The sequence below is a fragment of the Pseudomonas sp. HR1 genome, assembly GCF_030175875.1.
Taxonomy (GTDB): Bacteria; Pseudomonadota; Gammaproteobacteria; order Pseudomonadales; family Pseudomonadaceae; genus Chryseomonas; species Chryseomonas oryzihabitans.
The window spans coordinates 624,624-638,621 of record NZ_JASNRF010000001.1 but is presented as its reverse complement, the minus strand read 5'-3'; the positions used below and the strand labels follow the sequence as shown (position 1 = coordinate 638,621).

Sequence of the window (13,998 nt, the reverse complement as noted above, 5' to 3'; positions counted from 1 at the left end):
TTCGCGGCGAGGGGCGCCCTCACCCCAACCCTCTCCCAGGGGGAGAGGGGGCTTGCCGGAGCAGGCCGGTTCAGCATCGTAGCGTGGAAAACGGCGCAGTCTTTTCCACTAGAGCTTCGTCGCGAGGGGCACCCTCACCCCAACCCTCTCCCAGGGGAAGAGGGGGCTTGCCGGAGCAGGCCGGTTCAGCGTCGTGGCGTGGAAAACGGCGCAGCCTTTTCTGCTGGGGACTTCGCGGCGAGGTGGGCCCTCACCCCAACCCTCTCCCACGGGGAGAGGGGGCTGATCGGAGCAGGAGGTTGGCTCAGAAATCCCAATCCTCGTCTTCGGTACTCACCGCCTTGCCGATGACATAGGACGAACCCGAGCCGGAAAAGAAGTCGTGGTTCTCGTCGGCGCTGGGCGACAGGGCGGCAAGGATCGCCGGGCTGACGTCGGTCATGCTGCTGGGAAACAGGGCCTCGAAGCCCAGGTTCATCAGCGCCTTGTTGGCGTTGTAGTGAAGGAATTTCTTCACGTCCTCGCTCCAGCCGACGCTGTCGTAGAGGTCCTCGGTGTAGGCCACCTCGTTGTCGTAGAGATCCTGCAGCAGCTCGTAGGCGAAGTCCTTGACCTGCTGGCGACGCTCCGGGCTTTCCTTGGCCAGGGCCTGCTGGAATTTGTAGCCGATGTAGTAACCGTGCACCGCCTCGTCGCGAATGATCAGGCGGATCAGATCGGCGGTGTTGGTCAGCTTGGCGCGGCTGGACCAGTACATCGGCAGGTAGAAGCCCGAATAGAACAGGAAGGACTCCAGGAAGACGCTGGCCACCTTGCGCAGCAGCGGGTCCTCGGCGTGGTAGCGCGCGAGGATCAGGTCGGCCTTGGTCTGCAGATAGGGATTCTCCTCGCTCCAGCGATAGGCCTCGTCCACGTCCGGCGTCGAGCAGAGGGTGGAGAAGATCGAGCTGTAGGAGCGCGCATGCACGGCTTCCATGAAGCCGATGTTGGCGATCACCGCTTCCTCGTGGGGGGTGACGGCGTCGGCCAGCAGGGTCGGGGCGCCCACGGCGTTCTGGATGGTGTCCAGCAGGGTCAGGCCGGTGAAGACGCGGATGGTCAGCTGCTGTTCCTTGGGCGTCAGGGTCGCCCAGGAGGGGATGTCGTTGGACAGCGGGATCTTTTCCGGCAGCCAGAAGTTGCCGGTCAGGCGATTCCACACCTCCAAGTCCTTCTCGTCCTGGATGCGGTTCCAGTTGATGGCGTTGATGCGATTCAGGCGCGGGGCGTTCATAGCTGCATTCATGACCTTTTCCTCACAGGCTGCAGGACACGCAGCCCTGCACCTCGGTGCCTTCCAGGGCGGCCTGGCGCAGGCGGATGTAATAGAGCGTCTTGATGCCCTTCTTCCAGGCGTAGATCTGCGCCCGGTTGATGTCGCGGGTGGTGGCGGTGTCGCGGAAGAACAGCGTCAGCGACAGTCCCTGGTCGACATGGCGGGTGGCCTCGGCATAGGTGTCGATGATCTTTTCCGGGCCGATCTCGTAGGCGTCCTGGTAGAACTCCTGGTTGTCGTCGGCCAGGTAGGGCGCCGGGTAGTAGACGCGGCCCAGCTTGCCTTCCTTGCGGATCTCCACCTTGGCGACGATGGGGTGGATGCTCGAGGTGGAGTGGTTGATGTAGGAGATCGAGCCGGTCGGCGGGATGGCCTGGAGGTTGCGGTTGAACAACCCGTGCGCCATCACCGAGGCCTTGAGTTCCTGCCAGTCCGCGCGGGTCGGCAGGCGGATGCCGGCCACCTCGAACAACTCGGCCACCCGCGGGGTGCGCGGGGTGAAGTCGCCCTCGGTGTACTGATCGAAATACTCGCCGCTGGCGTACTTGGAATCGGCGAAGCCCTGGAAGCTCTGGCCGCGCTCGATGGCCAGGCGATTGGAGGCGCGCACCGCATGGTAGGTGACGGTGTAGAAGTACAGATTGGTGAAATCCAGGCCTTCGGCCGAGCCGTAGTGGATGTGCTCGCGGGCCAGGTAACCGTGCAGGTTCATCTGCCCCAGGCCGATGGCGTGGGAGGCGGCGTTGCCGGCGGCCACCGAGGGTACGCAGCGAATGTCGCTCATTTCCGAGACCGCCGTGAGGCCGCGGATGGCGGTTTCCACGGTGCGGCCCAGATCCGGCGAATCCATGGTGCGGGCGATGTTCAGCGAGCCCAGGTTGCAGGAAATGTCCTGGCCGACATGCTCGTAGCCCAGGTCTTCGTCGAAGCGGCTGGGGGTGTTGACCTGGAGGATCTCCGAGCAGAGGTTGCTCATGTTGATGCGCCCGGCGATGGGATTGGCGCGATTCACCGTGTCTTCGAACATCAGGTACGGATAGCCGGATTCGAACTGGATCTCCGCCAGGGTCTGGAAGAATTCCCGGGCGTTGATCTTGCGCTTGCGGATGCGCGCATCGGCCACCATCTCCGCGTACTTGTCACTCACGCTGATGTCGGCGAAGGGCACGCCATAGACCCGTTCCACGTCGTAGGGCGAGAACAGGTACATGTCGGCGTTGCGCTTGGCCAGCTCGAAGGTGATGTCCGGGATGACCACGCCAAGGGACAGGGTCTTGATGCGGATCTTCTCGTCGGCGTTCTCGCGCTTGGTATCGAGGAATCTCAGGATGTCCGGGTGGTGGGCATTGAGATAGACGGCCCCGGCGCCCTGGCGCGAACCCAGCTGGTTGGCGTAGGAGAAGGCGTCTTCCAGCAGTTTCATGATCGGGATGATGCCGGAAGACTGGTTCTCGATGCGCTTGATCGGCGCCCCCACCTCGCGCACGTTGCTCAGCAGAAAGGCCACGCCGCCGCCACGCTTGGACAGCTGCAGCGCCGAATTCACCGCGCGGCCGATGGACTCCATGTTGTCTTCGATGCGCAACAGGAAGCAGGACACCAACTCGCCGCGCTGGCGCTTGCCGGCGTTGAGAAAGGTCGGCGTGGCCGGCTGGAAGCGCCCGCTGATCATCTCGTCCACCAAGGACTCGGCCAGGCCCTCGTCACCACGGGCCAGACTCAGGGCGACCATGCACACCCGATCCTCGTAGCGCTCCAGGTAGCGCTGGCCATCGAAGGTCTTGAGGGTATAGCTGGTGTAGTACTTGAAGGCGCCCAGGAAGCTCTGGAAGCGGAATTTGTAGGCGTAGGCGCGCTCGAACAGCGCCTTGACGAAGACCGGCGCGTATTGCTCCAGCATCGCCGCCTCGTAGTAGCCCTTGTCCACCAGATAGCCGAGTTTCTCGTCCAGGTTATGGAAGAACACGGTGTTCTGGTTGACGTGCTGCAGGAAGTACTGGCGCGCCGCCTGGCGGTCCTTGTCCAGCTGCAGCTCGCCGTTGGGGCCGTAGAGATTGAGCATAGCGTTGAGCGCGTGGTAGTCCGCCTCGCTGCCGGTCGGGGTCAGGCCTGACGTTGCCAAAAGTCGTTCACTCCCGTGCGCACCCGGTCGACGTCTTCCGTCGTGCCGAGCAATTCGAATTGGTAGAGCATGGGTACCGCGCATTTCTGGGCGACGATGCGTCCGCCCAGGCAGTAGCCCTCGCCGAAGTTGGTGTTGCCGGCGGCGATGACGCCGCGGATCAGAGCGCGATTGTGCGGATCGTTGAGAAAGTGGATCACCGGCTTGGGCACCGCGCCCTTGCTGCCGCCGCCGCCATAGGTCGGCAAGACCAGGATGTAGGGCTCGCGAGCCTTGAGCGGTTCGGCGGCGGGATCCTGGGGGATGCGCCGCGCTGGCAGTCCGAGTTTCTCGACGAATCTGTGGGTGTTCTCCGAGGTGCTGGAGAAATACAGCAGCTCGCCCATGGTCCTGGCCTCAGGCCACCAGCTGGCCGAGCTTGTCCGGGCGGAAGCCGGCCCAGTGGTCGTCACCGGCCACCACCACCGGCACCTGGCGATAACCCAGGGATTCCACGGTCTGGCGCGCCTTGGCGTCCTGCTCGATGTCCACCACCTGGTAGGCGATGCCCTGGCGATCCAGGGCGCGATAGGTGGCGTTGCACTGCACGCAGGCGGGCTTGCTGTAGATGGTGATGGTCATGGCTGACTCCTGTCCGTAGTGGGGCGAACTCAAAGGAAAAAGCCTGTCGCCAGCCGGGATCTGCCGGGGCGGCACGGGTCCTTTCCTTTGAGTTCGACTTGGGCCTCAAGTTCGGTCCAGATACTACATATGGTGTTTTTGAATTTCTACACCACAACAAGTGGGGATTTTGATCTGGGTCATGGCTCTGCTCTATCACGCCTGGATGACGATTTTGTCAGGCCATGGCCGCTGAACCAGGTAGTCCCTCCGCCCCTGGGGCTACCTGCGGACCTCTCCCTGCAGACCGCCAGACGCCGTGGCTGCGGCAGGGGCGTCTGGCCAGAGGGTGGATTTCTTTCCTGTCTGCCAAGGAGAGCGCCTTTTTGTAGTGCGAAAGTCGACCGGACTACGCTCGCGACTCCCATTCGTCGTCGAACCGCCGCATAATCGGCCTTTCGCTTGCGCCCGAGTCCGTTCACGCATGAGTTCCGCTCGCTATCGCCTCGCTCTCAACGGCTACGGTCGCATCGGTCGTTGCGTGTTGCGTGCCCTGCACGAGCGCGGTGCGGCGAGCGAGCTCGCCATCGTCGCCCTCAACGACCTGGCCGACCGGCCCAGTCTCGAATACCTGACCCGCTTCGACTCCACCCATGGCCGCTTTCCCGGGCGGGTGGCGCTGGACGGCGAACGCCTGCGCATCGGCGACCAGGCCCTGGAGATCCGTCGCGAGGCGGAGCCCGACCGGGTGGACTGGCGCGCGCTGGACGTCGATCTGGTGCTGGAATGCTCCGGCGCCTTCAGCACCCGTGCCGAGGCCGGGCGCTTTCTCGCCGCCGGCGCACCGCGGGTGCTGTTCTCCCAGCCCATGGTCAGCGAGACCGACGTCGACGCCACCGTGGTCTATGGCGTCAACCAGCAGGCCCTGCGCGGTGACGAGACGCTGGTCTCGAATGCGTCCTGCACCACCAATTGCAGCGTCCCGGTGCTGAAACTTTTGCACGAGACCCTGGGTCTGGAGTACGTCTCCATCACCACGATCCACTCGGCCATGAACGACCAGCCCGTGATCGACGCCTACCATGCCGAAGATCTGCGGCGGACGCGATCGGCGTTCCAGTCGATCATCCCGGTGGCGACCGGCCTGGCGCGCGGCATCGAACGCCTGCTGCCCGAGCTCGGCGGGCGCATCCAGGCCCGCGCCGTGCGCGTACCCACGGTCAACGTCTCCTGCCTGGACATCACCTGCATCGTCGGCCGCGACACCACGGCGCCGGCGCTCAACACCCTGTTGCGTGACGCCGCCCAGAGCGGTCCCCTGGCCGGGCTGATCGACTACACCGAGTTGCCCCACGCCTCCTGCGATTTCAACCACGATCCCCATTCCGCCATCGTCGATGGCAGCCAGACCCGCGTTTCCGGCCCCCGGCTGGTCAATCTGCTGGTGTGGTTCGACAACGAATGGGGCTTCGCCAACCGCATGCTCGACGTCGCCGGCCATTGGCTGCGCATCGCCAAGCCCACCTGAAACAAGCACAACTAAGGGATTGCCTGTATGTCCGTGTTGAAAATGAGCGACCTCGATCTGAAGGGTAAGCGCGTCCTGATTCGCGAAGACCTCAACGTTCCGGTGAAGGAAGGCCAGATCAAGAGCGATGCCCGCCTGGTCGCCGCCCTGCCGACCCTCAAGCTGGCCCTGGAAAAGGGTGCTGCGGTGATCGTCTGCTCGCACCTGGGTCGTCCCACCGAGGGCGAGTTCAGCGAGGAAAACAGCCTGGCCCCGGTCGCGGCCTACCTGAGCAAGGCCCTGGGCCGCGAGGTGCCCCTGGTGAAGGACTACCTGGACGGCGTCCAGGTCGAGCCGGGTCAGCTGGTGCTGCTGGAGAACGTGCGCTTCAACGCGGGCGAGAAAAAGAACGCCGATGAGCTGGCGAAGAAATACGCCGCCCTGTGCGACATCTTCGTCATGGACGCCTTCGGCACCGCCCACCGCGCCGAGGGTTCGACCCATGGCGTGGCCAAGTTCGCCAAGGTCGCCGCGGCCGGTCCGCTGCTGGCCGCCGAGCTGGACGCCCTGGGCAAGGCGCTGGGCAATCCCGCCCGCCCGATGGCCGCCATCGTCGCCGGCTCCAAGGTCTCCACCAAGCTGGACGTGCTCAACTCCCTGGCGCAGATCTGCGACCAGCTCATCGTCGGCGGCGGCATCGCCAACACCTTCCTCGCCGCGGCCGGCTACAAGGTCGGCAGGTCGCTGTACGAAGCCGATCTGGTGGACACCGCCAAGGCCATCGCCGCCAAGGTCAGCGTGCCGCTGCCGGTGGACGTGGTGGTCGCCAAGGAATTCGCCGAGACCGCCCAGGCCACTACCAAGTCGATCAACGACGTGGCCGACGACGACATGATCCTCGACATCGGCCCGGTCAGCGCCCAGCAATTCGCCGACCTGCTCAAGTCTGCCAAGACCATCCTCTGGAACGGTCCGGTGGGCGTCTTCGAATTCGACCAGTTCGGCGAAGGCACCCGCACCCTGGCCCAGGCCATCGCCGACAGCGACGCCTTCTCCATCGCCGGGGGTGGCGACACCCTGGCCGCCATCGACAAGTACGGCATCGGCGAGAAGGTCTCCTATATCTCCACCGGTGGCGGCGCCTTCCTCGAATTCGTCGAGGGCAAGGTCCTGCCGGCCGTCGAAGTCCTCCAGCAACGCGCCCAGGAGTAATCGCCATGCGTACGCCGCTGCTCGTCTGTTCCGCTGTCCTGATGCTGGCCGGTTGCGCCGGTGGCAATGCCGACAAGGCCTGCGCGGTGTTCGCGCCGCCACCGGCGGCAGCCGCCACGCCCACGGCGCAGAATGGCGAGCGGGTCGATACGCTCAATGGCAACGCCAGCCGTCCTGCCAGCGGTTGCGCCCAGTGAAGGGGCGCACGCTCGCCCTCGGTCTGCTGGGTCTCGCCGTGCTGACCGGCTGTGCCGGTCGCGGCGCGCAGCAGACGGGCGGCTGGACCCACTGGGTCTGTGATTCCAAGGCGGCCTTCGACTGGCGCTATGTGGATCGCAGCCAGTCCATCGTCGACCTCAAGCTGGAAGGCGATGGCCTGATCCGCCATCTCAACCGCGAACCGGCCACCGATGGCCAGTCCTATACCGACGGGCTGGTGGCTTTGCATATCCGCGGCGACCAGGGACTCGTCTACTGGATCGCCAACAACGACCTCATCGGCCGCGGCTGCCGGACGCCTTGAAGCGGCGAATGTCAGCTGAACCGATTAATCCAGGGCGGCCAGGGGTCGGCCGCTTGAACCCTGCCAGCCGCTCATGCAGGCTGGCGCCACCACCGCCTTTGTAGGGAGATAATCACCAATGGCACTCGTCAGCATGCGTCAGCTGCTGGATCACGCCGCCGAATTCGGCTACGGCGTCCCGGCCTTCAACGTCAACAACCTCGAGCAGATGCGCGCCATCATGGAAGCCGCCGACAAGACCGATTCGCCGGTCATCGTCCAGGCCTCCGCCGGTGCCCGCAAGTACGCCGGCGCTCCCTTCCTGCGTCACCTGATCCTGGCCGCGGTGGAAGAATTCCCGCACATCCCGGTGGTCATGCACCAGGACCACGGCACCAGCCCCGACGTCTGCCAGCGCTCCATCCAGCTGGGCTTCTCCTCGGTGATGATGGACGGCTCGCTGATGGCCGACGGCAAGACGCCGTCCGACTACGACTACAACGTGCGCGTCACCCAGCAGACCGTGGCCTTCGCCCATGCCTGCGGCGTGTCCGTGGAAGGCGAGCTGGGCTGCCTGGGCAGCCTGGAAACCGGCATGGCCGGTGAAGAAGACGGCGTGGGCGCCGAAGGCACCCTGGATCACAGCCAGCTGCTGACCGATCCGGAAGAAGCCGCCCAGTTCGTCAAGGCCACCAAGGTCGACGCCCTGGCCATCGCCATCGGCACCAGCCACGGCGCCTACAAGTTCACCAAGCCGCCGACCGGGGACACCCTGTCGATCCAGCGCATCAAGGAAATCCATGCGCGCATCCCGGACACTCATCTGGTCATGCACGGCTCCAGCTCGGTGCCCCAGGAGTGGCTGAAGATCATCAACGAGTACGGTGGCGACATCAAGGAAACCTACGGCGTGCCGGTCGAAGAGATCGTCGAAGGCATCAAGTACGGGGTCCGCAAGGTCAACATCGACACCGACCTGCGTCTGGCCTCCACCGGTGCCATCCGCGAGTTCATGGCCAAGAACCGTAGCGAGTTCGACCCGCGCAAGTACCTGGCCAAGACCGTCACCGCCATGCGCGACGTCTGCATCGCCCGTTACGAAGCCTTCGGCACCGCCGGCCAGGCCTCCAAGATCAAGCCGATCTCCCTGGACGCCATGTTCGAGCGCTATGCCCGCGGCGAGCTGGATCCCAAGGTCAACTGATCCCGCGCTGCAGGAAAAGGCCCCGTATGGGGCCTTTTTTTATGGCCCGCAGTCAGGCTCAGGCGCTTTGTTGCAGCGACGCCTGATCGGCTTCGGCGGCCAGGCAGGCGCGGGCGAGGAGCAGCCAGAGACGCTGGTGCAGGGTGTTGAGCGCAGGCAGCAGCTCCGCGCTGTGGCGATAGACCGCGGAGAGGGAATCCTCGGCGAGATCGAGCCGGGGGCAGTGACGCTGCAGGTAGTCGCCCAGGCTGACCGTGGCGATGGCGGGAGGCAGGGGCAGGTCGCAGGCCAGCCAGTCCGCGACCCGGCGTCGATAATCCTGCTTGGCGAATTCGCACAGGGCATTGATCTGACTGGGGCCCTGCGGTCGCCGCTGCAGGGTGCGGTATTCCTTCACCAGCAGGCGCGCCTCGCGCAGGCGCTCCACGTCCGGATAGCGCTCGGCCAGGTTGAGCAGCAGCCGATAGAGCTCGGCAGCCTGCTCCTGGCCGGGCAGACGCTGGGCCAGGGCCCGTTCGATGCGCTGCCGATAGAGCGGCGCCACGGCCAGCAACTGCTGGCGCGCGGCGGTCTGCCAGGTATCGATGGCCCGATACTCCTGCAGGTGCTCCTGGTTGAACGCCCCTTCGCCGTGAACGACGTGGGCCAGTCCATGACTGTGCAGCTCTTCGTAGAAGGCCAGCAGGCAGCGCCGCTGGCTTTGCTTTTCCGCTTCCTGCCAGGCGTCCGCGGTGCCGGCTGCCAGCAGCAGGATGCGTTCGCGGACAGTGTCTGCCTCGAGGGCGCGGGTGGTCCGCTCCAGCGGCAGGTGCAGGGGTAGCCAGGGGCAATCGGGCCAGGCATGGCCACTCCAGCGCTGCAGGTCCGTGTCACTGTCCTGGACCGGTTCCGGAACCAGCGTGGCCACCGTAGCCGCTGGCTCCGCCTCGGGCTGGCGGCCGGCCAGGCGATGGACCAGCAGGGTCAGGGCGCGGCCATGCGCATCGGGCTGCTCCAGCAGGGCACTGGCAGGGCGCCGGTCGTCCAGCAGTCCGGGGAGCGGATGCCGCTCGGCCCAGGCGATCCGCTGCCGATCCGCCGGATGACGACCCCAGTAGCGGCTGCTGGCGGAGGTCGGCGTGGGGGAGAGCGTCTGGCGAGCCAGCAGGGCCGCGTGCAACTCCAGCAGATTGCCGACCAGGCCCTGGGCCGCGGGTGCCGTCAGGCTGCGCCGTCTGGCTTCACGCCAGGCCTGCTGGGCCAGGCGCGTCTGGCGCGCCGTTGTGCGAAAGGCCGCGCTGCCGCCCAGCAGGACCTGGTAATGATCGGCGCGGGCTTCCCGGCGCTGGCTGGCGGGGCGGGTGAGGCGCTGGCCGCTGGCAAGGAGCAGGCGGGCCCAGCCACGGGCGACGCGGGCGAGGAGCCCTCGGGACGCCGCCTGGCCGAGGCGTTCCAGTTGCGCGAGGCAGGCATTGAGCAGGGCGCCCCCCAGACGATCCAGACCGCTCACCTGGTGCCCCAGCACATGGGCGAGGCTGGCCAGGTACTGATCGCGGGTGAGGGCCGTCATCAGCGGCAGACCCAGGCGCAGCGTCCGGGTCCTGACCGCGAAGCGGTTGTCGACCTCCGCTGTCAGCAGCAGGCGCCGAGGCGGGCAGACCCCCATGGCCTGGCAGAGCGCTGCGATCAGCGAGTGCAGCGCCGGCTCCTGGGCTGGCGTCAGCGGCCGTTCGGCGGCGGCTTCTGTGCCTCGGCCCGGGCGCGGTGCCAGAAAGCCCAGGGCCAGCCAGGCGCCCAGGCCGGCCAGCGGCAGGGCCAGGCCACAGGCGATGACGATATCCTGGTGCAGCAGGGTGATGAAGGCCGCCAGGGCACAGATCGCCAGCAGCAATCCGACCAGGCCCGGCAGCAGATAGAGCAGGCTGAGCGTCAGGCCGAGGAGCACGGCCGCCAGCAGTTCCAGGCGCTCACCCAGGGAGAAGGCCGGGCGCGGCAGGCCCGCTGCCTGCAACGCGGCCAGGCGCGCCTGCAGATCGAGGTCCTGGGCGACGGGGGTGGAGTCCTGGCGCTCGACCAGATGGACATCCAGTCCCGTATCCCGCAGCCGCTCGACCCATTCGTGGGCTTGCGCGCTGGCGAGGTCCCGCTTGAGGACACCCCTGGCCGGGGGCAGCAGGCGCTCCACCTGCTCCGGTGCCAGCTTGAGCTGATAGAGCAGGCTGATCCTCAGGGTGTCGGGGGAAACATCGTCGCGGCAGCTGCCGCTGAGCAGGAGATCGTAGCGAGCCATGGGCAATCCTTTGCGCAGTCGTCCGCCGGGCGGTAGGTAGAAATCCAGAGCGGCTTTCTACCTCACTGCTGCAATCGCGTTGCGTGCATGGCTCTCAGTTGAGCGGTCCCGGGCCGCTCTGGCACGCCGTTCTCGCGGATTCGTGACCGATTACCGCTCCGCTGCGGTCAGGACCTCTTCCATCCAGGCCACCATGGCGGCGCCATCCATGCCCAGGCAGACCGTGACCGGCGGATTGCCGGACCAGCGCCCGTCCAGATAGGCGCGCCCCTCGGGGGCGAAAAAGGTCTGGCCTTCCGCCAGGCCTTCGGTGCCGACGCTGAGATGACCGCGAGCGGTGTGGAACAGCTCGGGGCGGCGCAGATAGGCGAGGGCGCAGCTGTCGTGGGGATGGCAGCCGTCGATGTCCTTCACGCTGCGGTAGAAGTCCGCATAGAAGTCATAGCTGCGGGCGAGCACCTCGCCGAGGGCGCCCTGGCGCGCCGCGATGCGCTGCAGGCGGGGCGGATCGAGCACGGCGCAGTGGGTGGCATCGAGGCCGACCAGGGTCAGTGGCCAGGGAGCGGCGAAGACCCGCGCCGCGGCATGGGGGTCGGAAAAGATGTTGGCTTCGGCCACCGGCGTGACGTTGCCCGGCTCGACGATGGCGCCGCCCATCACCACCACTTCGCGGACGCGCTCGGCGACCGTGGGGTCCAGCGCCAGGGCGAGGGCCAGGTTGCCCAGCGGCCCGACCGCCACCAGGGTGATCTCGCCCGGTCGCAGGCGGGTCTGCTCGACGATGAAGCGCGCCGCATCCAGGGCGTGGGGTGTCTGGCTCGGCGCGGGCAGCTGCTGGTTGCCCAGGCCATCCTGGCCATGCACGTGCAGGGCGTGGTTGCCGGCCGGCTTGACCAGGGGCTCGGCCACCCCTGCCGCGACGGGCGTGTCCCGGCCGGCCAGCTCGGTGAGCAGCAGGGCGTTGCGGGTCGCCGTGGTGACCGGCACATTGCCGAAGGTGGTGGTCAGCCCAATCACCTCGAAGGCGGGATCGGCAAACAGCAGGGCGATGGCCTGGGCGTCGTCCACGCCAGGATCGGTATCGAAGATGATGGGAAGGGACAAGAGGCTTTCTCCGGCTCAGATCTCTTCCTAGGCTACCCGAGGGGCAGCGCCCCTTGCTAGCTGGGCAGGTCCAACTCGCCCAGCGCATCCGGCTGGTTGCGAAACGCCCGGGCGAAGACCTCGCGATTGCGGGCCATGAACAGCCCCAGGTCTTCGCACTGCTTCTCGGCAAGACCGGGTACGGCCTTGTCCAATACGCTGGCGAGCGACTCGGCCAGCTCCAACATCTTGTCGTGACGATCGGCTTCGGCTTTATCCATGAACAGGCGCTCCGGATCTCGGCTGCTGCGATACAACACTTCGACGGCCATGCGTCACCTCGTATTCTGTATCTGGTTATATATACAGTAGTTGGCTTGCCGCGGGATTGCAAGGACTACCGCTCGGCGGTCAGCCTTCGGTCACTCATGGCAATTTGCCAATCGTTCGACATTTCTGCGTGTCTCCAGATTTGCCTCGGGAAACTTAAGCGCGGAAGCTGGTCTCTGAGTCTGGACCAAACGGGCATCACTGCCCGCCTTTATCCGGATCACCTCCGGCTCACGGAACGAGACCGCCAATGCCTGCCATCTTTATCCGTCCGCTTATTGCCGCGCTTGGCCCGTCTGGGTCGATCGAGGTGCGGGCGTGAGTTCGACCCTCATCATCCTGGCCATCACGGTCGCCAGCTTTCTGCTGGGGTTCCTGCGCGACCTGCTGATCGCCCGCCAATTCGGCGTGAGCTGGGAAGCCGACCTGATCTTTGTCGCGCTCATCCTGCCGGTGTTCTTCGAGAGCTTCTTCGGCCTCGCCCTGCGCGATGCCATGATTCCCTATCTGCAACGCATCCGCGACCGCTGCAACGCCCAGTACGAGCAGGTCGGTCGCTGGCTGTACTGGCGCATCGGCCTGTTCGGCCTGCTGTTGTCGGTGATCGGCGTCCTCGCCAGCCCCTGGCTGATGCATGCCCTGGCGCCGGGCTGGAGCGACGAGCAGGTCGAGACCGGCAAGCTGGTCTTCGCCGTCGGTACCCTGCTGATCTGCGTGCAGGCCGTCCTCTATTGCCAGGGCGCGCTGCTCAACCTCGATCGCATCTTCATTCTGCCGATGACCCGCACCCTGATGCTCAATCTGGGCGCCATCCTGGCCATCGTCATCCTGCAGCCGAGCGGTATCGCGCTGTTCACCGGCATGCTGCTGCCCCAGGTGCTGCTGATCGTCATCCAGCACCGCCGCCTGGGCTATCTCGGCGAGCGCTCGGTGGCCTTCGAGAAGCCCGAAGGCAGTCCCTTCGCCGTGACCTTCGCTCCCGTGCTGCTCGCCGCCGGCGCCCAGCAGGGTTGCATGCTGGCGGAGCGTTTCTTCGCCTCGCTGCTGGCGGAGGGCAACATCACCATGCTGTCCTTCTCCTACCGCATCGTGACCATTCCGCTGACGCTCTATGCGCTGTCCATCCTGGCGATGATCTTTCCCGAGCTGACCCGCAGCTGGAACGAGGGCAATGCCGACAAGTACAGCGCGCTGATGCGCAAGGCGCTGCTCGGGACCCTGCTGTTCCTGGTGCCGGCGGCCGTGGTGCTGTTCAGCTACTCCGAGCCGGTGGTCAAGGTGCTGCTGGAGCGCGGGGCTTTTGGCGCCGAGCAGAGCGCGGCGACCGCCACCCTGGTGGTGGCCTATGCCCTGGGCCTGCCCTGGATGGGGCTGGCCCTGCTGTGGGGGCGTGCCCTGCTGTCGCAGCAACGCGCCCGGACCTTCCTCTACGCCACCCTGGCCAGCTCCTTCATCACCGTGGCCCTGGACGCTGTTGTCTATCGGCCATTCGGTGCCCAGGGACTGGCCTACTCCTTTACCACCGGAGCCTTCCTGCAGGCGGTGTTCATGGCGCTGGCGCTCTATCGCCACTCCCTGGCCGGCCTGCACCTGTCGCTGCTGCTGCGCTGGTTCAGCGCGGGCAGCGCAGTGGCCCTGCTGAGTTTCCTGTTGCCCAAGCCGGTCGGCCTGCTGGAGCTGATCGTCAGCGTCAGCGTGGCCATGCTGGGCTTCCTGGTGCTGTTGCTGGTCCTGGGCGAACGTGACCTGTTCCGCCGCGGCTATTGGGCGCGCGGTGACTCGGGCACGGGGCGCGCTGAACCGACGAGTTGAACGGCCGTCGCTGGACGGCAAGGAAAAAGGTAACGATCTGCA

The 13,998-nt window shown here is 66.1% G+C and carries 13 protein-coding genes; 6 read left to right on the top strand and 7 right to left on the bottom strand.

Going from position 1 to position 13,998, the window contains the following annotated elements; translation table 11 throughout:
* Positions 1-304: 304 nt before the first annotated feature.
* From nrdF to nrdH, 4 genes are read right to left on the bottom strand one after another with little or no spacing between them, the layout of a single operon-like run.
* Positions 305-1,285, bottom strand: a complete 981-nt coding sequence (nrdF, locus tag QKY98_RS02960; RefSeq protein ID WP_284670313.1) for a class 1b ribonucleoside-diphosphate reductase subunit beta — start codon at positions 1,283-1,285, stop codon at positions 305-307.
* Positions 1,286-1,295: 10 nt separating this feature from the next.
* On the bottom strand, positions 1,296-3,437 hold the full coding sequence (gene nrdE / locus QKY98_RS02955) for a class 1b ribonucleoside-diphosphate reductase subunit alpha (protein ID WP_284670312.1): 2,142 nt from the start codon (positions 3,435-3,437) through the stop codon (positions 1,296-1,298).
* Positions 3,419-3,823 (bottom strand): class Ib ribonucleoside-diphosphate reductase assembly flavoprotein NrdI, encoded by a 405-nt coding sequence (gene nrdI / locus QKY98_RS02950; protein ID WP_284670311.1) that lies wholly within the window; start codon positions 3,821-3,823, stop codon positions 3,419-3,421. The genes nrdE and nrdI overlap by 19 nt, the downstream gene beginning before the upstream one ends.
* A gap of 10 nt (positions 3,824-3,833) precedes the next feature.
* Positions 3,834-4,058, bottom strand: coding sequence for a glutaredoxin-like protein NrdH (gene nrdH / locus QKY98_RS02945; RefSeq protein WP_007161291.1), 225 nt, complete (start codon positions 4,056-4,058; stop codon positions 3,834-3,836).
* A 463-nt stretch (positions 4,059-4,521) separates the two neighbouring features.
* Between nrdH and epd the strand changes: the two genes are divergently transcribed.
* The 5 genes from epd (at position 4,522) to fba (ending at position 8,462) form a co-directional block, all read left to right on the top strand.
* Complete coding sequence (gene epd / locus QKY98_RS02940) at positions 4,522-5,565, top strand: erythrose-4-phosphate dehydrogenase (protein ID WP_027598232.1); 1,044 nt, start codon at positions 4,522-4,524, stop codon at positions 5,563-5,565.
* A 27-nt stretch (positions 5,566-5,592) separates the two neighbouring features.
* On the top strand, positions 5,593-6,756 hold the full coding sequence (locus QKY98_RS02935) for a phosphoglycerate kinase (protein WP_284670310.1): 1,164 nt from the start codon (positions 5,593-5,595) through the stop codon (positions 6,754-6,756).
* A 5-nt stretch (positions 6,757-6,761) separates the two neighbouring features.
* Entirely contained in the window at positions 6,762-6,953 is a 192-nt protein-coding gene (locus QKY98_RS02930) for a hypothetical protein (RefSeq protein ID WP_007161288.1), read from the top strand.
* The gene (locus QKY98_RS02925; RefSeq protein ID WP_027598234.1) at positions 6,950-7,279 is read left to right on the top strand and encodes an MliC family protein; all 330 of its coding nucleotides are present in this window, start codon (positions 6,950-6,952) and stop codon (positions 7,277-7,279) included. The genes QKY98_RS02930 and QKY98_RS02925 overlap by 4 nt, the downstream gene beginning before the upstream one ends.
* Positions 7,280-7,397: 118 nt before the next feature.
* Positions 7,398-8,462: a class II fructose-bisphosphate aldolase gene (gene fba / locus QKY98_RS02920; protein ID WP_007161286.1), complete on the top strand. Its 1,065-nt coding sequence runs from the start codon at positions 7,398-7,400 to the stop codon at positions 8,460-8,462.
* Between the two features lie 58 nt (positions 8,463-8,520).
* Here fba and QKY98_RS02915 read toward each other — a convergent pair whose 3' ends face one another.
* The 3 genes from QKY98_RS02915 to QKY98_RS02905 all read right to left on the bottom strand — a co-directional run bounded on the left by QKY98_RS02915 (position 8,521) and on the right by QKY98_RS02905 (position 12,146).
* Positions 8,521-10,731 (bottom strand): M48 family metallopeptidase, encoded by a 2,211-nt coding sequence (locus tag QKY98_RS02915; protein WP_284670309.1) that lies wholly within the window; start codon positions 10,729-10,731, stop codon positions 8,521-8,523.
* 150 nt (positions 10,732-10,881) lie between these two features.
* Positions 10,882-11,835: a nucleoside hydrolase gene (locus QKY98_RS02910; protein WP_284670308.1), complete on the bottom strand. Its 954-nt coding sequence runs from the start codon at positions 11,833-11,835 to the stop codon at positions 10,882-10,884.
* A 56-nt stretch (positions 11,836-11,891) separates the two neighbouring features.
* Positions 11,892-12,146: a YebG family protein gene (locus tag QKY98_RS02905; protein WP_007161283.1), complete on the bottom strand. Its 255-nt coding sequence runs from the start codon at positions 12,144-12,146 to the stop codon at positions 11,892-11,894.
* A gap of 316 nt (positions 12,147-12,462) precedes the next feature.
* Between QKY98_RS02905 and QKY98_RS02900 the strand changes: the two genes are divergently transcribed.
* The gene (locus tag QKY98_RS02900; RefSeq protein WP_027603073.1) at positions 12,463-13,956 is read left to right on the top strand and encodes a lipid II flippase MurJ; all 1,494 of its coding nucleotides are present in this window, start codon (positions 12,463-12,465) and stop codon (positions 13,954-13,956) included.
* Positions 13,957-13,998 lie beyond the last annotated feature (42 nt).